Annotated in this window: 22 protein-coding genes; 12 read left to right on the top strand and 10 right to left on the bottom strand. The window is 71.6% G+C overall.

Features of this window, described 5'->3' with window-relative positions:
- The first annotated feature begins 13 nt into the window (after nucleotides 1-13).
- Nucleotides 14-976: a DMT family transporter gene (locus tag AB6A69_RS09890; RefSeq protein ID WP_371056215.1), complete on the top strand. Its 963-nt coding sequence runs from the start codon at nucleotides 14-16 to the stop codon at nucleotides 974-976.
- On the opposite strand, the gene AB6A69_RS09895 is transcribed toward AB6A69_RS09890, so the two are convergent.
- The 3 genes from AB6A69_RS09895 to AB6A69_RS09905 all read right to left on the bottom strand — a co-directional run bounded on the left by AB6A69_RS09895 (nucleotide 970) and on the right by AB6A69_RS09905 (nucleotide 5,262).
- A complete protein-coding gene (locus AB6A69_RS09895) occupies nucleotides 970-1,800 on the bottom strand; it encodes a 4-(cytidine 5'-diphospho)-2-C-methyl-D-erythritol kinase (RefSeq protein ID WP_371060622.1) in 831 nt (276 codons plus the stop codon). The genes AB6A69_RS09890 and AB6A69_RS09895 overlap by 7 nt on opposite strands.
- Nucleotides 1,787-3,496, bottom strand: coding sequence for a tetratricopeptide repeat protein (locus tag AB6A69_RS09900; RefSeq protein ID WP_371056175.1), 1,710 nt, complete (start codon nucleotides 3,494-3,496; stop codon nucleotides 1,787-1,789). The genes AB6A69_RS09895 and AB6A69_RS09900 overlap by 14 nt, the downstream gene beginning before the upstream one ends.
- Nucleotides 3,497-3,612: 116 nt before the next feature.
- Complete coding sequence (locus tag AB6A69_RS09905) at nucleotides 3,613-5,262, bottom strand: 4Fe-4S dicluster domain-containing protein (RefSeq protein WP_371060623.1); 1,650 nt, start codon at nucleotides 5,260-5,262, stop codon at nucleotides 3,613-3,615.
- A 285-nt stretch (nucleotides 5,263-5,547) separates the two neighbouring features.
- On the opposite strand from AB6A69_RS09905, the gene greA reads away from it, so the two are divergent.
- A complete protein-coding gene (gene greA / locus AB6A69_RS09910; RefSeq protein ID WP_371060624.1) occupies nucleotides 5,548-6,018 on the top strand; it encodes a transcription elongation factor GreA in 471 nt (156 codons plus the stop codon).
- 25 nt (nucleotides 6,019-6,043) lie between these two features.
- The gene (locus AB6A69_RS09915; RefSeq protein WP_371060625.1) at nucleotides 6,044-7,051 is read left to right on the top strand and encodes a hypothetical protein; all 1,008 of its coding nucleotides are present in this window, start codon (nucleotides 6,044-6,046) and stop codon (nucleotides 7,049-7,051) included.
- Nucleotides 7,052-7,105: 54 nt separating this feature from the next.
- On the opposite strand, the gene cueR is transcribed toward AB6A69_RS09915, so the two are convergent.
- The 3 genes from cueR to mobA are packed head-to-tail and all read right to left on the bottom strand — an operon-like array spanning nucleotide 7,106 to nucleotide 9,002.
- The gene (cueR, locus tag AB6A69_RS09920) at nucleotides 7,106-7,489 is read right to left on the bottom strand and encodes a Cu(I)-responsive transcriptional regulator (RefSeq protein WP_371039077.1); all 384 of its coding nucleotides are present in this window, start codon (nucleotides 7,487-7,489) and stop codon (nucleotides 7,106-7,108) included.
- A 47-nt stretch (nucleotides 7,490-7,536) separates the two neighbouring features.
- A complete protein-coding gene (locus tag AB6A69_RS09925; RefSeq protein ID WP_371060626.1) occupies nucleotides 7,537-8,388 on the bottom strand; it encodes a molybdopterin guanine dinucleotide synthesis in 852 nt (283 codons plus the stop codon).
- Complete coding sequence (mobA, locus tag AB6A69_RS09930; RefSeq protein ID WP_371060627.1) at nucleotides 8,385-9,002, bottom strand: molybdenum cofactor guanylyltransferase MobA; 618 nt, start codon at nucleotides 9,000-9,002, stop codon at nucleotides 8,385-8,387. Before mobA ends, AB6A69_RS09925 begins: the two co-directional genes overlap by 4 nt.
- A gap of 78 nt (nucleotides 9,003-9,080) precedes the next feature.
- On the opposite strand from mobA, the gene AB6A69_RS09935 reads away from it, so the two are divergent.
- Together AB6A69_RS09935 and AB6A69_RS09940 are read left to right on the top strand one after the other, a co-directional pair.
- Nucleotides 9,081-9,809 (top strand): AzlC family ABC transporter permease, encoded by a 729-nt coding sequence (locus AB6A69_RS09935; protein ID WP_371039080.1) that lies wholly within the window; start codon nucleotides 9,081-9,083, stop codon nucleotides 9,807-9,809.
- Entirely contained in the window at nucleotides 9,806-10,141 is a 336-nt protein-coding gene (locus AB6A69_RS09940; protein WP_371060628.1) for an AzlD domain-containing protein, read from the top strand. The genes AB6A69_RS09935 and AB6A69_RS09940 overlap by 4 nt, the downstream gene beginning before the upstream one ends.
- On the opposite strand, the gene AB6A69_RS09945 is transcribed toward AB6A69_RS09940, so the two are convergent.
- From AB6A69_RS09945 to AB6A69_RS09960, 4 genes are all read right to left on the bottom strand, one after another.
- Entirely contained in the window at nucleotides 10,129-10,803 is a 675-nt protein-coding gene (locus AB6A69_RS09945) for a hypothetical protein (RefSeq protein ID WP_371060629.1), read from the bottom strand. The two genes, AB6A69_RS09940 and AB6A69_RS09945, sit on opposite strands and share 13 nt — an antisense overlap.
- A gap of 29 nt (nucleotides 10,804-10,832) precedes the next feature.
- A complete protein-coding gene (locus AB6A69_RS09950; protein ID WP_371039083.1) occupies nucleotides 10,833-10,970 on the bottom strand; it encodes an aa3-type cytochrome c oxidase subunit IV in 138 nt (45 codons plus the stop codon).
- Nucleotides 10,971-11,046: 76 nt separating this feature from the next.
- Nucleotides 11,047-12,129, bottom strand: a complete 1,083-nt coding sequence (locus AB6A69_RS09955) for an MBL fold metallo-hydrolase (RefSeq protein WP_371060712.1) — start codon at nucleotides 12,127-12,129, stop codon at nucleotides 11,047-11,049.
- Nucleotides 12,129-13,847, bottom strand: coding sequence for an acyl-CoA dehydrogenase (locus AB6A69_RS09960; RefSeq protein ID WP_371060630.1), 1,719 nt, complete (start codon nucleotides 13,845-13,847; stop codon nucleotides 12,129-12,131). The genes AB6A69_RS09955 and AB6A69_RS09960 overlap by 1 nt, the downstream gene beginning before the upstream one ends.
- Before the next feature lie 123 nt (nucleotides 13,848-13,970).
- Between AB6A69_RS09960 and AB6A69_RS09965 the strand changes: the two genes are divergently transcribed.
- The 7 genes from AB6A69_RS09965 (at nucleotide 13,971) to AB6A69_RS09995 (ending at nucleotide 22,326) form a co-directional block, all read left to right on the top strand.
- Nucleotides 13,971-14,924: an L-threonylcarbamoyladenylate synthase gene (locus AB6A69_RS09965; protein WP_371060631.1), complete on the top strand. Its 954-nt coding sequence runs from the start codon at nucleotides 13,971-13,973 to the stop codon at nucleotides 14,922-14,924.
- 50 nt (nucleotides 14,925-14,974) lie between these two features.
- Nucleotides 14,975-15,754, top strand: coding sequence for a uracil-DNA glycosylase (locus AB6A69_RS09970; protein ID WP_371060632.1), 780 nt, complete (start codon nucleotides 14,975-14,977; stop codon nucleotides 15,752-15,754).
- The gene (locus tag AB6A69_RS09975) at nucleotides 15,754-16,374 is read left to right on the top strand and encodes a LysE family translocator (RefSeq protein ID WP_371060633.1); all 621 of its coding nucleotides are present in this window, start codon (nucleotides 15,754-15,756) and stop codon (nucleotides 16,372-16,374) included. Before AB6A69_RS09970 ends, AB6A69_RS09975 begins: the two co-directional genes overlap by 1 nt.
- Complete coding sequence (moaB, locus tag AB6A69_RS09980; protein WP_371060634.1) at nucleotides 16,371-16,913, top strand: molybdenum cofactor biosynthesis protein B; 543 nt, start codon at nucleotides 16,371-16,373, stop codon at nucleotides 16,911-16,913. The genes AB6A69_RS09975 and moaB overlap by 4 nt, the downstream gene beginning before the upstream one ends.
- Complete coding sequence (locus AB6A69_RS09985) at nucleotides 16,910-17,359, top strand: NUDIX domain-containing protein (protein WP_371060635.1); 450 nt, start codon at nucleotides 16,910-16,912, stop codon at nucleotides 17,357-17,359. The genes moaB and AB6A69_RS09985 overlap by 4 nt, the downstream gene beginning before the upstream one ends.
- 107 nt (nucleotides 17,360-17,466) lie before the next feature.
- Entirely contained in the window at nucleotides 17,467-18,924 is a 1,458-nt protein-coding gene (locus AB6A69_RS09990) for an efflux RND transporter periplasmic adaptor subunit (protein WP_371060636.1), read from the top strand.
- Nucleotides 18,925-18,930: 6 nt separating this feature from the next.
- Nucleotides 18,931-22,326 (top strand): efflux RND transporter permease subunit, encoded by a 3,396-nt coding sequence (locus AB6A69_RS09995; RefSeq protein WP_371060637.1) that lies wholly within the window; start codon nucleotides 18,931-18,933, stop codon nucleotides 22,324-22,326.
- The last annotated feature ends 3 nt before the right edge of the window (nucleotides 22,327-22,329 follow it).

Raw genomic sequence — 22,329 nt, forward strand, 5'->3', positions numbered from 1 at the left:
CGCGCCCTTGCCGATGAACGACGCCGCCAGGGGGATCGGCTTCATCCTCGCGGGCATGCTGGCGATCTCGGCCAACGACATGCTGATCAAGCTGCTCTCGGGCGGCTACCCCTTGCACCAGATGGTGTTCGTGCGCTCGGCCATCGCGATACCCTTCAGCCTCGCGCTCGTGCAGATCGAGGGCGGCTGGCGCATCCTGCGGCCCGACCGCCCGGGGCTGCACCTCGCGCGCGGGCTGCTGGTGGTCACGGCGAACATGACCTATTTCGCCGCGCTGGCCGTTCTGCCCCTCGCCGAGGCGACGGCGCTCTTCTTCGCCGCGCCGCTTTTCATCACGCTGCTGTCCATCCCGCTTCTGGGAGAGAAGGTGGGGCCTTGGCGGATCGGCGCGGTGGTGGCCGGCTTCGCGGGCGTGCTGGTGATGCTCCGGCCCTGGCAAGGCACGCTCGACGTTCCGCGGGCGGTGCTGCTGCTGCCGGTCGTCGCCGCGCTGACCTACGCGCTGATGCAGCTTCTGACGCGAAAGCTCGGCGCGACGGCGAAGGCGTCGGCGATGGCGGTCTATATCCAGGGCACCTTTCTCGTGGTGGCCGCGGGATTCTACATCGTCGCGGGCGACGGGCGGTTCGCCGAAGGGGTCGAGAACGAGAGCCTCGTCTTCCTCCTGCGGGAATGGGTCTGGCCGCAGGGGCGCGATCTCTGGCTGTTCCTCGCGCTCGGCGCGAACGCGACGGTGATCGGCTATTCGCTCTCGGCGGCCTACCGGGCCGCGGACGTGGCGACCGTGGCGCCCTTTGAATACGTGGCGCTGCCGCTTGCGGTGCTCTGGGGCTGGTTCGTGTTCGCCGAATGGCCCTCGGGGCCGGTCTGGACGGGCATCGCGCTCATCGTGGGGGCCGGGCTTTTCGTGTTCCTGCGCGAGCGGCAGAGGAACCGGCCCGTGGCGCTCCGGACGCGGGTGCGCCGCCGCTACTGAGATCCGCCGAGCGTCACGGCGCGCACCCACCATCCCGGCCGCGCCAGCGCGGCGGCGGCGGTCTCTGCGCCCTCACGGTCGGGAAAGAGCCCGAAACAGGTCGCCCCGGAGCCCGACATCCGCGCGAGCGCGCAGCCCGGGGACGCCGAAAGCGCGGCGAGCACCTCTCCGACGACCGGCGCGAGGGCGCGCGCGGGCGCCTCCAGGTCGTTGCGCTGCGCCGAAAGCCATCGCACCAGCGCCGCCGCGTCCGCCCAGCGCGGCAACGGCGTGGGCAAGGGCGGGTTCTCTCGCTGCGCGAGGCGCGCGAAAACCTCGGGCGTGGAGAGCGACACCCCCGGATTGACCAGCACCGCGGCAAGCGCCGGCAGAGCCGCGACTGGCTCAACCGTTTCGCCGATCCCGCGCATCCGGGCCGGGCGCGCGGCAAGACAGACCGGGACATCGGCGCCAAGCGTCGCCGCGTCGCCGGGCACCGCGCACCCCGACAGTCGCGACAGCGCCCGCAACGTGGCGGCCGCGTCCGAGGACCCGCCACCGATCCCCGCGGCCGCCGGCAGGTGTTTCTCGAGTTCGAGTTCCGCGCCGACGCCGATCAGCGCCGCGGCCCGCAACACGAGGTTCTCCGGCCCGTCGGGCACGCCCCGGGCCATTGGGCCCGTCACGCGAAGCGAGGTCGTGGCGCCCGGCGCCGCGCGCAGCGTGTCGCCCAGGTCGGCGAAGACGACGAGCGAATCGAGCAGGTGATAGCCGTCGGCCCGGCGGCCGGTGACGTGAAGCGCGAGATTGATCTTGGCCGGGGCGTGCGCCTCAACCGCCGTCATTGGCGACTTCGAGGGGCGGCGCGCCCTCTTCGCTCAGCACCTGGTCGAGCCCGACCTCGAGCTTGCGGCGGATGCGGTCGGGATCGACGTCCTCCGTCTCGCCGGGCTTTATCAGCGAAAGCGCGCGATGCCACTGGAACCGCGCCTCCATCCTGCGGCCGACGGCCCAGTAGACGTCGCCCAGATGGTCGTTGACGATCGGGTCCACCGGCATGAGCTCCGCCGCGCGCTCCATGTGACCGACCGCCTCCTCGTAGCGGCCGAGCCGGTAGAGCGCCCAGCCCAGGCTGTCCACGATGTAGCCCGAGTCGGGCCGCGCCTCGACCGCCTGCTCGATCATCTCCAGCGCTTCCTCGAGGTTGGTCTGCTTCTCGACGAGCGAATACCCGAGATAGTTCAGCACCTGCGGCTGGCCCGGATTGAGCTCGAGCGCCTTGCGGAACCCGGCCTCCGCCTCCTCCCAGAGATCCTGCCGTTCCTGCGAGATGGCGCGCGCGTAGTAGAGAAACCAGTCCGCCTCTTCGGGATTGTCGTAAAGCGCGATCGCGCGATCATAGGCCGCGACCGCTTCCGCGTGACGTTCGAGCACCCGGAAAAGATCGCCGAGCGTGAAGTGCACCACCGGCAGGTCGCCATGCGTCGCGGCCAGCTGCTCCAGTACCTCGATCGCCGCATCGGGCTTGTCGTCGAGGCGCAGCGCCTCCGCGCGGCCGAGTTCGGCCGCGTGGTAGGACGGGTGATCGCGCGGCACGCGCTTCAGCGTCTCGACGGCGAGTTCGTAGCGCTCCAGCCGCTCCAGCAGGTCCGCCGACATCAGGATGGCGTCGACGTGGTCGGGCCGCAGATGCTCCGCCACCCGCGCGTAAAGAAGCGTGAAGTCGTCGTTGGCCTCTCCGCGCAGCGCGCTGGCGATGGTGAAGAACACCTCCGCCAGCCCGTCGCGGGCGCTTCCGACCTGCGTGAACGGCAGCCGCTCGCCCGACGCGAGGGCCTCGCGCATCGCCCGCGGCGCCGGGTCGAGCTCCGGGCCGAAGCTCTCGTCCAGAAGTTCGAGCGCCTCCTCGTTGCGGTCGAGCTGGCTCAGTACCTCGATATGCGCCATGACCCCGCGCCGCGTCAGCGGCGCGGATCCGCCCGCCTCGCCCGAATAGACCTTGTCCGCGCCCTCGAAATCGCCGACCGACGCCAGCGCCAGCGCCTTGTGATAAAGCGCGAAACCGCGCAGCCCCTCTTCCTCGGCCATGGCGTCGAAGGCCACGAGCGCGCCCGACATGTTGCCCTGCCCCAGCTCGGCCCATGCCCGCACCAGCGAGTCCACCAGCATGCCGACCCCCTGGCCTTCCTCCAGCATGGTCAGGATCTCGCCGTAGCGATCGTTGGCGCCACGATCCGCGAAGAGCACCATGTTGGCGATCTCGTTCGTCGCGTCCGACGCGGCCAGGCGGCGCGCGATCGGCAGCGCCCTCTCCACGTCGCCGAGCCCGAGATTGGCGTGCGTCGCAGAGCGCAGGAGGTCGGTGTTTCCCGGATCATGCGCCAGCGCCTGCGCGTAATAGCGTGCCGCGGCGCGGTAGTCGGCCTCATAGGACGCCTGCCGCGCCGCGAGATAGGCGCCGGACGGCACGGAGGCCGCCTCCGCGAGGGGCGCCGAAACGGCTAACGCGGCGGCGAGCAGGGTCGTTCTGAACTGGGGCACGGGCGGGTCGTCCTCCTGAGTGGCGGGATGCTCGTGACGGAAGATTAGGGTGCGCACCGCAGCGAAGCAATGCGGCCGCCGCAACCCCTCCGGGACGGCGGATGCGCGCCAGCCGCCTACATGTTGGGATAATTCGGCCCGTCGCCGCCCTGTGGGGTTACCCAGGTGATATTCTGGCTGGGATCCTTGATGTCGCAGGTCTTGCAGTGCACGCAGTTCTGGAAGTTGATCACGAACTTGTCATTGCCCTGATCGTCCTTGACGAACTCGTAGACGCCCGCCGGGCAGTAGCGCGCCGACGGCCCGCCATAGGTGGCGAGGTTCACCTGCACCGGGACGTCCGGATCGCCGAGGCGCAGGTGCGACGGCTGGTTTTCCTCGTGGTTCGTCATCGAGAAGCTCACGTTGGTCAGCCGGTCGAAGCTGATCCTGCCGTCGGGCTTCGGATAATCGATGGGTGCATGCTTCGACGCGGGCTCCGTCGCCTCGGCGTCGGTCTTGCCGTGCGGCACCGTGCCGAAGAGCGAGAAGCCGAGCGTGTTCGTCCACATGTCGAGACCGCCAAGACCGAGCCCGCCGATCAGCCCGTATTTCGACCAGAGCGGTTTGACGTTGCGGACCTTGCGCAGATCCTCGCCGATCGGACCGCCCCGCACCTCGGCCTCGTAGGCGTCGAGCGTGTCGCCCGCGCGTCCCGCCTGAAGCGCGGCATGGGCCGCCTCGGCGGCCGCCTTGCCCGACAGCATCGCGTTGTGGTTGCCCTTGATGCGCGGCACGTTGACCATCCCGACCGAGCAGCCGAGCAGCGCGACACCCGGCGCTACCATCTTCGGCATGGACTGATAGCCGCCCTCGCTGATCGCCCGCGCGCCGTAGGCCACGCGCTTTCCGCCCTTCAGAAGCTCGGCCACCTTCGGATGATGCTTGAAGCGCTGGAACTCCATGTAGGGGAAGAGATGCGGGTTGGCGTAGTTCAGGTGAACGACGAAGCCCACATAGACCTGGTTGTTCTCCAGGTGGTAGATGAAGCTTCCGCCGCCGGCGTTCCGGCCGAGCGGCCACCCCATGGTATGGGTGACCTCGCCCTCGTTGTGCTTCTCGGGATCGACCTCCCAGATCTCCTTCATGCCGAGCCCGTATTTCTGCGGCTCCTTGCCCGCCGAAAGATCGAACTTGCCGATCACCTGCTTCGACAGCGATCCGCGCACGCCCTCTGCGAGGAAGAGGTACTTGCCGTGCAGTTCCATGCCGGGCTCGTAGGACGGGCCCGGCGTTCCGTCGGGCTGAAGCCCGAACTCGCCGGCCACGACGCCCTTCACCTCGCCGTTCTCGCCCCACACGAGTTCCGAGCAGGACATGCCGGGAAAGATCTCGACGCCGAGGCCCTCGGCCTGCTCCGCCATCCAGCGGCACACGTTGCCCATGGAGACGATGTAGTTGCCGTGATTGTTCATCAGCCCGGGCATCGGCCAGTTCGGGATGCGGATCTGTCCGCCCTCGCCCAGCATGTAAAAGTTGTCCTCGCGCACCGGCACGTTGAGCGGCGCGCCCTTCTCCTTCCAGTCCGGCATCAGCGCGTCGAGGCCGGAGGGGTCGAGCACCGCCCCGGACAGGATGTGCGCGCCCACCTCGGACCCCTTCTCGAGCACCACCACCTCGAGATCGGGATCGAGCTGCTTGAGACGGATCGCGGCCGAAAGCCCCGCGGGCCCCGCCCCGACGATCACCACGTCGTATTCCATCGTCTCGCGCGTCACCTCGGCCATCGGACCCTCCCGGCTTGAGTGCTATGGTCGGAAAGACTATCCGGCACGCAGGTAGCCCGCCCTCCCGCGGCGCGTCAATCGCAACCGGACGTCGCCGCCTGCGAAACACGGCCGCGCCCCGGAAAATGCGCGGTGCGGCGCCGCGGAGCCCGATCCATGCCGCGTCCGGCCTTGCAAATCGCCCGCCCCTCGGGCCACTGTGCACCGCGTCCGCGGCGCGCCCGATCCGCGCGCGGATGCCGCCGGTTCCCGGTGCGCCCGCTCACGAAACGCCGGTAGAGGCCCATGGAAAAAGTACCGATGACCCGCGCGGGGCACACCGCGCTGGAAGCCGAACTGAAGCACCTGAAGTCGGTCGAGCGCCCGGCGATCATCAAGGCGATCGCCGAGGCCCGCGAGCATGGCGACCTGTCGGAAAACGCCGAGTATCACTCCGCCCGCGAAAAGCAGAGCTTCATCGAAGGGCGGATCAAGGAACTCGAAGGCGTGCTCGGCCGCGCCGAGGTGATCGATCCCTCGACGCTTTCGGGGCCGATCAAGTTCGGCGCGACCGTGCGCCTCGTGGACGAGGACACCGCAGAGGAAAAGACCTGGCGGATCGTGGGCGAGCACGAGGCCAACGTCGAGATGGGGCTTCTCAACATCAAGTCGCCGATCGCGCGCGCCCTCATCGGCAAGGAGGAAGGCGACAGCGTCGAGGTGCGCACGCCGGGGGGCGAGAAGTCCTACGAAGTGCTCGAGATCCGATACGAGTGATCCCCGAGGAGTGAGGGGCCCGCACATGGCCGAGACGCGCGACGAGAGCCAGACCTCCCTCGGCCTCTACCAACGCCCGCAGATCCCGCGCGCCTCGGGCTTCGAGATCGCGGCCGCGGCGGCAAGCATCGCGTGGCTTGCGATCGCCGGCGGCTTCCTCGTGCTGACGTCGGGCGGGGACAGCGACGCCGCCGGCCTGCGCTTCGCGATGACCGCGCTCGCGCTCTTCCTGCCCGTGGGCATGATCTGGGTGGCCGCCACCGCGGCGCGGGCGAGCCGGGTCATGCGCGAGGAAAGCCAGCGACTGCAGGCGGCCGTCGAGGCGCTTCGGCGCGCCTATCTCGCGCAGGAACAGGGCCGGCACTCGGTGGCGGAGCCGTCCGTTTCGAAAAAGCTCGACGAGATCGCGGCCCTGCAGCGGCGCACCGACGCGGCCCTCGCCGTCTTCACCTCCTCGCGCTCCGCCGGCGCGGCCGCGGCCGCCGCCGACCCCGCCGGAGAGCCGGCCGCGGACGATCAGGCGACGCTCGCGCTCGGCACCCCGGCCGAGGCGCTTGCGCCGCCCCTCGCGACCGAGGACTTCATCCGCGCGCTCAACTTCCCGGAAACGGCCGAGGACATGGAGGGGTTCGCCGCGCTCCGCCGCGCGCTGGCCGACCGGCAGGCATCGCAGCTCGTGACCGCGGCGCAGGACGTGCTGACGCTGCTGAGCCAGGACGGCATCTACATGGACGATTTGCCCCCCGACATGGCCCGACCCGAGGTCTGGCGGCGCTTCGCCAAGGGCGAACGCGGCCGCACCATCGCCTCGCTCGGCGGGATCCACGACCGCTCGTCTCTCGCGATCAGCGCGGCGCGGATGAAGCAGGATCCCATCTTCCGCGACGCCGCGCATCATTTCCTGCGCCGCTTCGATCACGGTTTCGCCGCCTTCGAGGCACGCGCCAGCGACGCCGAGATCCAGTCCTTCGCGGACACGCGCACGGCGCGCGCCTTCATGCTTCTGGGCCGCGTCGCCGGCACCTTCGACTGAACGCACGGAACTCTTCGCGCCCGGAAATCCGCTCCGGGGCACGGGTGCGCCGGATCAGGCGAGATGATCGAGGATGGGGCAGTCCGGCCGGTCGTCCCCGTGGCAGGCGTGCACGAGAGACGAAAGCTCTTTCCGCAACTCCTGCAAGGCGCGCTGCTTGGCCTCGATCTCGGCCAGGCGCCGCTCGGCGATGCGCTTGACGTCCGCGCTGGACCGGGTGCGATCCTCGTAAAGCCCGAGCAACTCGCGGCATTCCGGGATCGAGAACCCGAACTCCCGCGCGCGCCGGACGAAGGCGAGCTTGCGAACGGCCGCATCGTCGTAATCCCGGTAGCCCGCCGCGCTGCGCCCGGCCGGAGCCACGAGCCCGATATCGGCGTAATAGCGCACGGTCTTCACGGGCAGACCCGCCGCCTGTGCCGCGGTCGAGATATTCATCCGTCACCCTCTCTCCGGCTACGGGAAACTAGGCGCGGGCGCATCGCTCAGCAAGCCCGCACCGCCGCCGCGAGTTCCTGCTCGAAGCCCAGGCCGAGGATCCAGCCTTCTTCCGGCGCGCTGACCCCGAGCATCGCGGCAAGCCGCTCGCCCTTCAGCCGCGCCAGGGCCGCCGCCATGAGCCGCACCTGCGCGGCATCGAGGATCTCGTCCGCGCCCCGGCGCGCCGCGATGGCCTCGCGCAGGAGCGAGGGCCAGATTTCCACCAGCGCCACGTCGGCGTCCGCCACCGGCTCGAACGGCCAGGCTGCGGCCCCGAAGCGGCGGCGCAGCCGCGCAAGCACCGGCAGCCCGGTGAGCGCCTGGCTGCCGACCGAGCCCGCCCCGGAAAGCTGCCAGCAGGAAAAGGCGCCGCGCGCCCGTCGTTCCGCCGCGCGCCATTCTTCCATGCCGTGACCGGCCCGCGCGCGCCCCTTGCGAGGCAGGTGCGCAATGTCCCGGCGCAGCCCGTTGCCCCAGAACGGCCCGACGCCCGGGAACCGCGCGTTGATCCCTGCGGCCACGTCGAACCGGTTGCTGGTGCGGGGGCCCTCCTCGATGCGCGCCTCCAGCCAGTCCCAGACGGCAAGCGCGTCGGCGCGGCCGGTGAGCGCGGCCGCGAAGCCGGCCGGGTATCCGAAGGGAAAGTCGAAGCCGGCGAGCACGCGCCACCCCGCCGCACGCTCGGCGGCGATGCGCGTGGTGAGCCAGGCCTCGGCGACGGGCCGGCTGCGCAGGTAGACCGGCGGCTCGGCCCCGGCCCGGCTGACCACGCACCCCCAGATCGCGTCCTTCTTGGGGCGCGGGCCCCGGTCGGCGCCGCCCGACCAGTCCACCATGAGCACCGTGTCCCACCTCACCGGCCCGCACCGAGAAGCGCGCGGGCGGCGTTCAGGTCCTCGGGCGTGTTCACGTTGAAGAAGGGATCGCGCGGCGCGGCGGGGAAAAGCGCCTCCGCCGCGCCCTGCGCCTCGGCCCAGCGGCCGAGCTTGCGCTCGCCCGCCGCGAGGGCCTCCCGCAACCCCTCGCGCAGCGCCACAGGCCAGAGCGCGCAGGTGGGATGCAACCGCCGTCCGCCGGGCAGGTCGCTCGCCGCGAGCGCGACGCCCGTGCCCTGCGCCGCGGCGGCCGCCTTGAGCCGCGCGACCATGTCCCGCGGCAGAAAGGGGGTATCGGCGGCCGCGGTCACGACCGTCCTGGCCTCCAGCCCGGCGGCCCAATCGAGTGCCGCGAGCAGCCCCGCGAGCGGTCCGGCGAAGCCCGGCAGCGCATCGGGCAGGACCGGCAGCCCGCTCGCGGCGAAGCGCGCGGGGTCGCCGCCCGCGCAGATGACCAGCGCCCCGACCTGGGGACCGAGCCGCGCGGCGACGTGGCCGAGAAGCGTGCTGCCCCCCAGCGGCAGAAGCGGCTTGTCCACCCCGCCCATGCGCCGGCCCTGGCCCCCGGCGAGAATCGCGCCGGCGGGCGGCGTCATGCCGTCCCCCCGGGCGCGGTTTGCATCTTGCCGGGAGCGGGCGTAAGGCCACGCACCGAAGAAGGGAAAGGCGGCGTCATGCGGGTATCATCCACCAAGCGGGCCTATCTGCAAGGGGTGCGCGACGGCTTGCCCTTCCTGCTCGTGGTGTCGCCCTTCGCCGCGCTCTTCGGCATCGTCGCCACCGAGGCCGGGCTCGCCGTCACGGAAACGATGGCGTTCTCCATCGTCGTGATCGCCGGCGCGGCGCAGTTCACCGCGCTCCAGCTGCTCGTGGAGGAGGCGCCGACGATCATCGTGCTGGCCTCGGCGCTCGCGGTGAACCTGCGCATGGCGATGTATTCCGCCTCGCTCACCCCGCATCTGGGCCGGGCATCGCTGTGGCAGCGCGCCCTCGTCGCCTATTTCCTGGTGGACCAGACCTACGCCATGAGCGTGGCCCGGTTCGAGCGCGAGCCCGATCTGGGCATGACCGCGAAGCTTGCCTATTTCTTCGGGGTCGTCACGCCGATCTGCCCGATGTGGTACGCCATGACGCTGGTGGGCGCGGTGGCCGGCGGCGGGCTGCCCGAGGGCCTCGCGCTCGATTTCGCGGTGCCGATCACCTTTCTGGCCATGATCGCGCCGATGCTGCGCACCTTCGCGCATGTCGCCGCGGCGGGTGTCTCGGTCGCGCTCGCCCTCGCCTTCGCCTTCCTGCCCTACAGCCTCGGCCTCATGGTGGCAGGGCTTGGCGGCATGGTGACGGGGGCGCAGGTGGAGCTTTGGCTCGCCCGCCGGCAGCCGGGACAGGAGGGCGCGCCATGACCGATCGGGGGCTCGATCCCGCCACGCTCTGGCTCGTGATTCTCGCCCTCGGGGCAGGCAGCTTCGGGCTGCGCTTCGTGTTCCTGGGCCTCGTGGGCGACCGCCCGTTGCCGGCCTGGCTTCTGCGGCACCTGCGCTACACGGCCGTGGCGGTGCTGCCCGGCCTCGTGGCGCCGATGGTCGTCTGGCCGGCGGCCACGGGCGGCGCGCTCGATCCCGCCCGCCTTGTCGCCGCGGTGGCGACGCTCGGGCTCGGCCTCGTCACGCGCAACGTGCTCGTCGCGATCCTGGGCGGCGCGGCGACGCTCTATCTGGGGCTCTACCTGACCTGACCGACGGGCTGCGTCGAGGTGGGCATCGGGAAATGCGCCGGGCGGTTCGGGTCCGGCAACTGGCCGTAACGCGCGATGGCCTTCGCCTTGTCCGGGTCGTCGTACTCGATGAGCTTTTCCTCGCGCACGCCCGGCACGCGGCCGAAGCTTTCCATCAGCCGTTTCGGGAACCAGCTGCGCTCCACCGTTTCGAACCCGGGCAGGGAGGAAATGATCTCGGCGGTGACACGGGTGCACCGGGTCGGCGCGACGGGTCCGCGTTCCTGCACGAGGCGAAGCGCCATTTCGGCGGTGGCGGCGGGCACCTCCACCTCCTGCACGACGACATGAAAGGTCTCGCGCGCGTGCGCGCGGCGGTAGACATCCTCGAAGGCGGGCGTGATGCCGTAAAGCACGTCGTTGCGTTCGGGAATGAGCTCGTGCGTGACCGAGCCCGCCGGATCGAAGATCACCCGCTGCGATCCATTGACCATGAGGCTGGTATGCGCCCCCTGGCCGTTGCGGTTGTTGATCATCGTGTAGAGGGTGATCGCCGGGGGCCCGTCATGAACGTAGCGCGCCCGCGCCACGGCCTCGTCTGGGGCCCAGACCCGTTCAGCCGGCGCGCAGCCCGCGACGATCGCCGGCGCGACAAGGCAGGCCAGAAAGCGGCGCCGGCGCATGGATGTCGCCCCCGCCCTCGCCGCCACGATCAGACGGCGAAAATGGCAAGGAAGATCAGGATACCGATGGAGACGCCGCCAACCCACACGGCCGCCCGGATGAACCCGGCAAAGGTCTTCTCGTGATCGCTGACGTCCATGTCGCCATGCTTGTGCTGCTCAGCCATGTCACACTTCTCTCCCTGCATCGCGGATTCGCCTTCCGCATAGCCAATTCGTCGCGTCGTGTCATCCCGTCACGCGTCACGACGGGACCCCGTCGCCGCCCCCCTCCCGGCCCGCCGCCATACGGCACGCGGTGAACTCGAGGGCGCCGTCGCGGTTCAGGTGACGGGTCGCGCGCCCCGCCCGGTGGAGGTGGTTGAGATGGGCCACCGCCTCGACCAGCGCGAGACCGTATTCGGCCCGCCCGATGCTGCGCTTGAAAAGCGGCGCGAAGCACGCTCCGGCGGTTTTCGGCGTGGCGATGTGACGCTCCAGCCGGGCAAGCGCGCCGCGATGGTTCTCGATCAGCTGCGCGAGGCGAAGCGGCAGCCCCGTGAACGGCAGCTTGTGGCCGCCCAGCGCGAGCTGGTCGTCACGCGCGAGACCGGCTAGCCGCGTGCAGGACTCCAGCCAGTCCGCCACCGGATCGGCCTCGGGCTCGGTGGCGTAGACCCCGAGGTTGGAGCTGATCGAGGGCAGGATCTGGTCGCCCGCCAGAACCAGCGCGTCGTCGCGGCTCCAGAAAGTGGCGTGTTCCGGGGCGTGGCCGTGGCCGATATGCACGTCCCAGCGCCGGCCGCCCATCTCCAGCGTGTCGCCCTGTTGCAGCCGGGTGAATCCCAGCGGCATGGGCCAGACCATGTCGGCGAAGTTGAAGGGGCGCTCGTCGGCCCGCTCGGCCAGGATCTCGGGGTCCATTCCCGCGCGGCGCCAGAATTCGAGCGTTTCGGGAGGCGGGCGGTCCTGCTCGTCAAGGGTGAGCATCCGCGCGAAAAGCCACGCCGTGCGCGTGGTCAGAAGCTCGGCGACATGCACGGACTGGAACCAGCCGGCAAGCCCCATGTGGTCGGGATGGTGATGGGTCACCACCACGCGCCGGACAGGCTTGCCGCGAAGCGGCCCCGACAACAGGCTGTCCCAGATGGCGCGCGACTTTCGCGAGCTCATGCCGGTGTCGACGAGTGTCCAGCCGTCGCCGTCGTCGAGCGCGTAGACATTGACGTGGTCGAGCGCCATCGGCAGCGGCAGGCGCAGCCACAGCACGCCCTCGGCCACCTCCACCGCCTCACCGGGGGCGGGCGGGGTGTCCCAGGGTGTGCGAATGCCCGCGCCGCCATCCATCACGCGGCAAGGTCCCCGGGCGCGAGCGCGTAGAGGTCGGCCGCGCCCTCGCGCGCCTCGCCGAGGCAGGCCGCATGTTCGGGCAGCGACCGGCCCATGTAGACCCGCGCGAGCGCCGTGCGCGGCCCCGAGAGCCCCTCGGCCAGCGCCGCCTTCAGGTGGAAATGGCCGCCAAGCACGCGTGCCACCCCGCGCAGGTAGGCCGACGCGCCGCCGAACCGGTCGTTCAGGTCGCCGTTCGACACCAGCGCCTCGGTGGTCTCGCGCAGCGTCTCGGCGGCCTGCCAGACCGCCTCGGCCATCTCGGGCGCGCGGCCCCGAGCGCGCTCGGCCTCCGCCTCGATCTCGTCGAGCAGCGCCTGCGCCGCATCGCCCCCGTCGGCGAGCTTGCGGCCGACGAGGTCCATGGCCTGGATGCCGTTGGTGCCCTCGTAGATCGAGCTCACGCGGACGTCGCGCCAGTACTGCGCCGCGCCCGCTTCCTCGATCACGCCCATGCCGCCATGGACCTGGATGCCGGTGTCGGCGGCGGCGATGCCGACATCGGTGCAGAACGCCTTGGCGACGGGGGTCAGGAACGCCGCCCGCGCGTCCCAGGCGGCGTCGCCGGTGGCCGAGGCCATGTCGATCGCCACCGCGCACGAAAGCCCGATCGCCCGCGCCGCGAAAAGATCGGCGCGCGTGGTGGCGAGCATGCGCCGCACGTCGGCATGATCGACGATCGCGCCGGTGCCGTCGGCCAGCGGGCTCCGGCCCTGGCGGCGGTCCATCGCGTAGGCGAGCGCGTGCTGGAAGGCGCCCTCGCCCGCACCGAGTCCCTGCATCCCGACGCCCACGCGGGCGTTGTTCATCATGGTGAACATGCAGCGCATCCCCTGGTGCGGCGCTCCCACGAGCCAGCCGGTGGCGCCCTCGTAGGACATCACGCAGGTGGGGCTGCCATGCAGCCCGAGCTTCTTCTCGAGGCTGACGACGCGCAGATCGTTCGCGACACCCGGGCGCCCCTCGGCATCCGGCAGGAACTTCGGCACGAGGAAGAGGCTGATCCCCTTCGTGCCGGGCGCGCCGTCGGGCAGGCGTGCCAGCACGAGGTGACTCACGTTCGCGGCGAAGTCGTTGTCGCCGCCGGTGATGTAGATCTTCTGCCCGGTGATGGCGTAGGTGCCGTCGCCCCTCGGCTCGGCGCGCGTGGTCAGCGCGCCCACGTCCGAGCCCGCCTGCGGCTCGGAGAGGTTCATCGTGGCCGTCCACTCCCCGCTCGCGAGTTTCGGGATGAAGAGCGCCTTGATCCAGTCCTCGGCATGATGCTCGAGCGCCTCGATCTGGCCCTGCGCCATGAGCGGCGTCAGCTGCGTGGCGAGCGCCGCGCCCGACATCATCTCGTTCACCGCGCTGGTCAGGACGAAGGGCAGCCCGAGGCAGCCGTGTTCCGGCGGCCCGGAGATCGCCAGGAACCCGCCCTCGGCGATGGCACGATACCCCTCGGCGAAGCCCGGGGGCATCCGGACGACCCCGTTTTCAAGCCGCGCGGGCGTCGCGTCGCCTGCGCGCTGAAGCGGGTGCACCACCTCCTCGCAGATCCGCCCCGCCTCGCCCAGCATGGCGCTGACCACGTCGGGCGTCGCCTCGGCGAAGCGCGGCGTCGCGGCCACCCGGCCGAAGCCCGACACATGCTCCAGGATGAAGGCGATGTCGCGGGTCGGGGCGGTGTAGGGCATGATGCGCTCCATGGATGAGGCTTGGCAGCGGGCCGACGCGGGTGTATGCGCCGCCGCATCCCCGCATCGCGTGCGACGTTACGGAAATCGGCGCGCGCCTCAACCCGGAACGCCGCGTCACGGATGCCCGAGTTCGACACCGAGCTGCTTGCCCCGGACGAGGGCGGCCTGGCGCGCGCCGCCGCGATCTGGCGCGCCGGCGGGCTCGTGGCGCTTCCCACCGAGACGGTCTACGGGCTTGCCGCCGACGCCCGCCAGGGCCGCGCCGTGGCCCGGATCTTCGCGTCGAAGGAGCGGCCCCGCTTCAACCCGCTGATCGTGCACCTGCCCGGCGCGGCCGCGGCGCGGCAGCTCGCCGAATGGCCCCGGGACGCCGCCCGGCTCGCCGACGCGTTCTGGCCGGGCCCGCTCACGCTCGTGCTGCCGCTGCGGCCGGGGCACGGCCTTTCGCCGCTCGTCACCGCGGATCTGCCGACGGTCGCGCTCCGGGTGCCTGCGCATGACGTGGCGCGCGCGGCGCTGCACGCCTTCGGCGGGCCGCTCGCCGCGCCCAGCGCAAACCCCTCGGGCCGGATCAGCCCGACCACGGCGGCGCATGTGCTCGCCGGGCTCGGCGGGCGGATCGAGGCGGTGATCGACGGCGGCCCCTGCCCCGTCGGCGTGGAAAGCACCATCGTGAGCCTCGCCGGGGATCCGGCGCTCCTGCGCCCCGGAGGCGTGCCCGCCGAGGCCGTGGAAGCCGCGCTCGGGCGCCCCCTGGCCCCGCCGGAGGCCGCGGCGCCCGATCGTCCCGGCGCACCGGGCCAGCTTGCGTCCCACTACGCGCCCCGCGCGGGAGTCAGGCTCGACGCGACCGAGCGCCGGCCGGGCGAGGTCCTTCTGGGGTTCGGGGCGATCGCGGGCGATCTCACGCTCTCGGCCTCGGGCGATCTGGCCGAGGCGGCGGCCAATCTCTTCGGGCATCTGCACGCCCTCGACGCCCGCGGGCAGCCGATCGCGGTGGCGCCGGTCCCGGAAACGGGGCTCGGGCGCGCCATCAACGACCGGCTGCGGCGCGCCGCCGCGCCGCGCCCCTGAGCGGGCGGGCGGGGCTGGCGCCCCCCGGCCGCGACGCCTACTATCGCATCATGGACTCGGGGATGGATTGGCACGCGGCGCGCGCGGCGCTGGAATGGCAGGTGGAGCTCGGCGCCACCGACGCGATCCAGGATACGCCCGTGAACCGTTTCGAGGCGGCGCCCCCGGCGCCCGCCCGCGCACAGGCCCCGGCGGCGGCGCCCGCCGCCCATGCGCCCGAAGACGATCCGATCGCCGAGGCGGAAGCCGCCGCCGCCGGGGCGCAGGATCTCGCCGCCCTGAAGGCCGCCATGGCCGCCTATCCCCATTGCGATCTGCGCCGCGGCGCGCGCAACCTCGTCTTCGCCGACGGGGTGCCCGGCGCGCCGGTGATGATCGTGGGCGAGGCGCCGGGCCGGGACGAGGACCGGGAAGGCCGCCCCTTCGTGGGGCGCGCGGGCCAGCTCCTAGACCGGATGCTGGACGCGATCGGGCGCAAGCGGGATGCCGAAAGCGCGGGACACGCGGTCTACATCACCAATGTGCTGCCATGGCGTCCGCCGCAGAACCGTACGCCGACGGCCCAGGAAATCGCGATGCTTCTGCCATTCCTGCGCCGGCACGTGGACCTCGCGCGGCCGCGCATCCTCGTCCTGATGGGGAACGCGAGCTGCCAGGCCCTGCTCGGGCGGTCCGGCATCACCCGGCTGCGCGGCCACTGGGACGAGGCGCTCGGCCTGCCCGCGCTGCCGATGTTCCATCCCGCCTACCTGCTGCGCAATCCGCCGGCGAAACGGGAGGCCTGGGCCGACCTGCTGGAGCTTCAGGCCAGGCTGCGGGGTGCCGGCTGATGCCCGATCCGCTCGTCCTGCTCGTGTTTCTTCCGGCGGCGCTGGCGCTCAATCTCACCCCGGGGGTCGACATGCTGTTCTGCCTCGCCCAGGGCATGAAGGCCGGACCGCGCCCGGCGCTGGCCGCCTCGGCGGGCATCTCGACCGGCACGATGGTGCATGTCGCGCTGGCGGGGCTCGGGCTGGGCGCGCTCGTCGCGGCCTTTCCCTGGCTCTTCGGCGCGATCCGGTGGCTCGGCGCGGGCTATCTGCTGTGGCTCGCGTGGCGGGCGCTGACAGAGCCGCTCGGCCACGGGCACGCGCCGCCGGCGCGCCCTGCACGCGCCTTCCGCGACGGGCTGGTGGTGAACCTCTCGAACCCCAAGATGATTCTCTTCATCCTGGCCTTCGTGCCGCAATTCGTGGATCCGTCCGACGCGGTGCTGCGGCAGTTCCTAGCCTTCGGCGCGGTGCTGGCGGCGGGCGGTTTCGTCGTGAACGGGATCGTGGGGATCTTCGCGGGGCGGCTCGGGCGGCGCCTCGCCTCCAGCCCGCGGCTGGAAAACGGGCTGCGCGGCGTGACCGCAACGCTTTTCGGCGCACTGGCCCTGCGCATGGGATGGGAGGCCGCGCGCGGATGAGCAGGATCGACCACACCCGGGAGTTCATGCCCGTCCGCATCGCGGTGCTGACCGTGTCGGACACGCGCGGGCCCGAGGACGACCGCTCGGGCGACACGCTGGTGGAACGGCTTGAGGCGGCGGGCCACACCCTCGCCGCCCGTGCCATCCTGCCCGACGATCGCGCGCTCATCTCCGCGAAGCTGCGCGAGTGGGTGTCGGATTCCGGCGTGGATGTGGCGATCTCCACCGGGGGCACGGGGCTGACCGGGCGCGACATCTCGGTCGAGGCGCACCGCGACGTCTACGAGAAGGAGATCGACGCCTTCGGCACCGTCTTCACCCTCGTCTCGCTTCAGAAGATCGGCACCTCGGCGGTGCAAAGCCGCGCGACCGCGGGCGTGGCGGGCGGCACCTATCTCTTCGCGCTGCCGGGCAGCCCCTCGGCCTGCCGGGACGCGTGGGACGAGATCCTCGGGCCGCAGCTCGACTACCGCCACAGGCCCTGCAACTTCGTCGAGATCCTGCCGCGCCTCGACGAGCACCGAAGGCGCAAGTGACGCTCGCCTTCCGCCCCATGGGCCCGCTGCCCGAGGCCGAGCTCTGGCGGGGCGCGCTCGTGCGGGCGCGCGACACGCTCGGCCGCGAGCTTCTGCAGCTCCGCGACGACCTGCCGCACGTGGCGGGCGCCGGCTGCTGGAGCCTCTTCGGCGGCGGCGTGGAGGCCGGCGAAACGCTCGAGGGTGCCGCGCGGCGTGAATTCGCGGAAGAGACCGGGATCGCGCTGGCCCCGGGCGATCTGGTCCCGCTCGCCCGCGCCGGGGCCACGGCGAAACCGGGCGGCGTGCTCTACGTCTTCGACTGCACCCGGGCGCTCGCGCCCGGCGCGGTGCGCCTGGGCGAAGGCGCCGGCTTCGGCTTCCTGACGCCCGCGCAGGTGGACGCCTGGCCGCTTCTGCCGCAGATCCGGTCGCTGCTGCAAAACCAGCGGGACCGCGCGCCGTGAGCGCCGCGCGGGGCGGCGGGAAGGGCGCGGCACCTTGGCATTTCACCGCGCGTTCCTAATCTAGTGGGGTGCTCCCGCGAGGGCAGACGTCGAAAGGACGCGAACGAATGGTCTTTCTCAGGCAGAGCGTGGTCGGCCTGTTCCTGCTGGCGCTGACGCTCGGGCTGCTGGTCTACGCGGGCAGCCTGATCCAGGGGGCGGTCACCGAGCGGCTCGCGCAGGAGCCGCGCGTTCCCGAGGCGCGCGAGCGCGTCTTCGCGGTGAACGTGGTCGATGCCCGGCCGGAGACCGTCACGCCCGTCCTCACGGCCTTCGGAGAAGTGCGGAGCCGCCGCACGCTCGAATTGCGCGCGGCGACGTCGGGGCGCGTGGTGGAGCTTGCCGAGACCTTCGTCGAGGGCGGCGAGGTGAGGGCAGGCGAGGTGCTCGCCCGGATCGATCCCGCCGACGCCGAGGCCGCGCTCGCCCGCGCCGAAAGCGACCTGCTCGATGCCCGCGCCGAGGCGCGGGAGGCCGAACGCGCCCTCGCGCTGGCGCGCGACGAGCTGGAAGCCGCGCGCGCGCAGGCCGATCTGCGCCAGCGTGCCCTCGCCCGCCAGCGCGACCTCGAGGCCCGCGGCGTCGGCACCGCGGCCACGGTCGAGGAGGCGGAACTCGCCGCCTCGGCGGCCGAACAGGCGGTTCTCGTGCGCCGCCAGGCGCTCGCGCAGGCCGAAGCCCGCGTGGACCAGGCCAGAACCCGCATTCTGCGCAGCGAGATCGCCCGCGACGAGGCGCGAAGACGCCTCGACGACACGGTGCTGCGGGCCGGGTTCGCAGGGACGCTGAGCGATGTCTCGATCGTCCAGGGCGGGCTGGTTTCCGCCAACGAGCGGCTCGCGCAGGTGATCGATCCCGCGGCGCTCGAGGTCGCCTTTCGCGTCTCCACCTCTCAGTTCACGCGGCTTCTGGACGAGGATGGCCGCCTGCGCCCGGCCCCGGTCACGGTGCGGCTCGACAACTCCGGACCGGGTCTTGCGGCGCAGGGCACGCTCAGCCGCGACAGCGGCACCGTCGGCGAGGGGCAGACCGGGCGGCGGGTCTTCGCGCGGCTGGACGGTGTGCGCGGCTTCAAGCCGGGCGATTTCGTGACGGTCGCGATCACCGAGCCGCCGCTCGAAAACGCGATCCGCCTGCCGGCGACGGCGCTGGACGCTGCGTCGGAGGTTCTTGTCCTCGGCCCCGAGGACCGGCTGGAAACCATGCCCGTGACGCTGCTGCGCCGGCAGGGCGACGACGTGCTGGTGCGCGCGGAGGCGCTTGCCGGGCGACAGGTGGTGGCCGAGCGCACGCCGCTCCTCGGCGAAGGCATCAAGGTGCGCCCCCTCGCCCCGCAGGCCGCCGCAGAGCGGGAACCCGAAGCGATGCTGGAACTCTCGACCGAGCGGCGCGCGAAGCTCGTGGCCTTCGTGGAAGGCAGCGCCGCGATGCCCGAGGCGGCCAGGGCGCGGCTGCTCGCGCAGCTCGCGGAGCCGCGAGTACCCGCCCGCACGGTCGAGCGCATCGAAGCGCGGATGGGGGGCTAGGGCACGATGCGCAGCATCCCCGAGGGCGCGGGCGGCATCCTGTCCTATTTCACGCGCCATCCCACGGTGGCGAACCTTCTGCTCGTGCTGCTGCTCGTCGCGGGGCTGTTCGCCGTGCCGAACATGCGCGCGCAGTTCTTCCCCGACGTGGTCGTGGACGACATAACCGTCTCCGTCGCCTGGCAGGGCGCCGGGGCGGAGGACGTGGACGGTGCCATCGTGCAGGTGCTCGAACCCGCGCTGCTGGCCGTGGACGGGGTGGAATCGAGCTCGGCGCGGTCGAGCGAGGGCTTCGCCAGCATCCGCCTGGAATTCGAGCCGGGCTGGAACATGACCCGCGCCCGCGACGACGTGCAGACCGCGGTGGACACGGTGACCACCCTGCCCGAGGACGCCGAGGATCCGGAGGTGCGCAGCGACCGCTGGGGCGACCGGGTGACCGACGTGGTGATCACCGGGCCGGTCGGGCCGGATCAGCTCGCCCGGTTCGCCGACGAGTTCAACCTGCGGCTTTTCACCGAAGGCGTGACTCAGACCACCATCCGCGGCCTCGCCGCGCCGCGCACGGTGGTGGAGGTGCCGTCGGCCAGGCTCATCGCCCACGACCTCTCCATGCAGGAGATCGCCGACGCGATCGCCGCGGAGGTGGACACCGACCCGGCGGGCGACGTGACCGGCGCGGCCGCGCGGGTCCGCACCGGGACGGAAAAGCGCACCGCCGAGCAGATCGAGGCGATCGTCCTGCGCTCGGAGGTGGGTGGCACGCGCCTCACCATCGGCGAAGTCGCGCGGGTCCGGGTCGAGGGCGTGGACCGCGAGCGGAGCTATTTCGTGGGCGAGAATCCGGCGATCTCGATCCGGGTGGACCGTTCGCTGCAGGGCGACGCCATCGCCATCCAGCGCCAGGTCGAGGAGGTGGCGGCCGAGCTCGAGGCGACGCTGCCCGAGGGCGTGAGCATCGACCTCATCCGGACGCGCGCGGATTACATCTCGGGCCGCCTCGACATCCTGCTCGACAACGCGGTGACGGGTCTTCTGCTCGTCGTCGCGCTGCTCTTTCTGTTCCTGAACGCGCGCACCGCCTTCTGGGTGGCGGCGGGCATCCCGACCGCGCTTCTGGCCGCGATCGCGATCATGTATGCCGCCGGGCTGACCATCAACATGATCTCGCTCTTCGCGCTGATCATCACGCTGGGCATCGTGGTGGACGACGCCATCGTGGTGGGCGAACACGCCGATTTCCGCCACAGGCATCATGGCGAAAGCCCCGTCGTCGCCGCCGAGACCGCGGCACGGCGCATGGCGCTGCCCGTCTTCGCGGCCACGCTGACCACGGTCATCGCCTTCTTCGGCCTCGTCGCGGTGGGCGGGCAGTTCGGCAGCCTGATCGCGGACATCCCCTTCACGGTGATCGCCGTGCTGGTGGCGAGCCTGGTGGAGTGCTTCCTGATCCTGCCCAACCACATGTCCCACGCGCTCGGATCCTCCCGGCGCAACCACTGGTACGACTGGCCCTCGCGGCAGGTGAACCGCGGCTTCGTCCAGGTCCGCGACCGCCTGTTCCGGCCGGCCATGGCGCTGGTGGTCCGCGCACGCTACGCGGTCGTCGCCGGGGCGGTCGTCCTTCTGGCGTCGCAACTCGCGCTTCTCGTCTCGGGTGAGGTGCAGTGGCGCTTCTTCAACGCGCCGGAGCAATCCTCGGTCACCGGCAATTTCGCGATGACGCCGGGGGCGACGCGCGAGGATACGCTGGCGCAGATGCGGGCCATGCAGGAGGCGGTCGCCGCGCTCAGCCGCGACTACGAGGCCGAATACGGGCGCGACCCCATCCTCTACGTCATCGCCGAGGTGGGCGGGAACGCCGGCCGCCCGCTGCCGGGCAGCGACAGCAAGGACGACGACCTGCTGGGCGGCATCTCGATCGAACTGATCGAGGCCGATCTCAGGCCCTATTCCAGCTTCGCGCTGGTGGCGGAGTTGCAGGAGCGCGTGGAACGCCACCCCCTCACCGAGACGATCAGCTTTCGCGGCTGGCGGTCCGGTCCCGGCGGCGAGGCGCTCGACGTGCAGTTCTACGGCGCCGACGCGCAGACGCTGAAGGGCGCCGCCGAGGCGCTCAAGACCGCGCTGGCGCGCTTCCCCGAGGTGTCGGCGCTCGAGGACAGCCTCGCCTACGACAAGGAAGAGCTGATCCTGGAACTCACGCCGCAGGGCCGGGCGCTGGGCTTCGACATCGACGGGCTCGGCCGCGTGCTGCGCGCCCGGCTGGGGGGCATCGAGGCGGCGACCTACCCGCTCGGCCCCCGCAGCGCCGAGATCCGGGTGGAACTTCCCGAGACCGAATTGACCGCGGACTTCCTCGAGGGCACGCTGCTGCGCGCGCCCTCGGGCGCCAATGTCCCGCTCGCGGACATCGTGACGGTGGAGCAGCGCACCGGCTTCTCGACCGTCCGGCGCGAGAACGGCATCCGGCTCGTCTCGGTCACGGGCGACCTCGAGCAGGACGACGCCGCGCGCGCCGCCGAGATCATGACCGCGCTGGAAGAGGAGATCCTGCCCGCCATCGCCGCCGAGAAGCAGGTGGACTACCGGATTTCCGGCCTTTCCGAGCAGGAGAACGAGTTCCTGTCCGACGCCCTTACGGGGCTGATCCTGTGCCTGACCGGCATCTACATCGTGCTCGCGTGGATCTTCGCAAGCTGGACGCGGCCGCTGGTCGTGATGTCGGTGATCCCCTTCGGCCTCGTGGGCACGATCTGGGGCCACTACATCTGGGAGGTGCCGCTGTCGATGTTCACGGTGGTGGGACTTCTGGGCATGAGCGGGATCATCATCAACGATTCCATCGTGCTGGTGACCACCATCGACGAGAAGGCCAGGACACGGGGGCTCGTTCCGGCCATCGTGGACGGCGCGGCGGACCGGCTGCGCCCGGTGCTGCTGACGACCGCCACCACGGTCCTGGGGCTCACGCCGCTTCTCTACGAGGGCTCGAGCCAGGCGGAATTCCTCAAGCCCACGGTGATCACGCTGGTCTACGGCCTGGGCTTCGGGGTGGCGATGGTGCTTCTGATCGTGCCGGCCTTCATGGCCATGCAATCCGACATCGGGCGCCAGTTCACCGCGCTGCGCCGCGGTCTGCGCAGCCGGAGAGGCGGGCTGGGGCGCGTGCTGTCGCTGGCGCTGGCCGGCACGCTCGCCTGGCTCGGCGCGACGCTCGGCTGGACGGCGGTCACGGGCGCCCTGCCCCCGGCGATCACGGGCGCCCTGCCCGCGCTCGCCGCGCTCGCGCCGATGACCGCGGCGCTGGTGCTTTTCATCGCGGGGGCCGCGGCCCTCGCCGTGACGACCTATGCCGTCACCGCCCTTGCCATTCTGCTGCTGCGGCGCCGCGCGGCCTGACGA

Source organism: Rhodosalinus sp. 5P4, from assembly GCF_041365695.1.
Classification (GTDB): Bacteria; Pseudomonadota; Alphaproteobacteria; order Rhodobacterales; family Rhodobacteraceae; genus Rhodosalinus.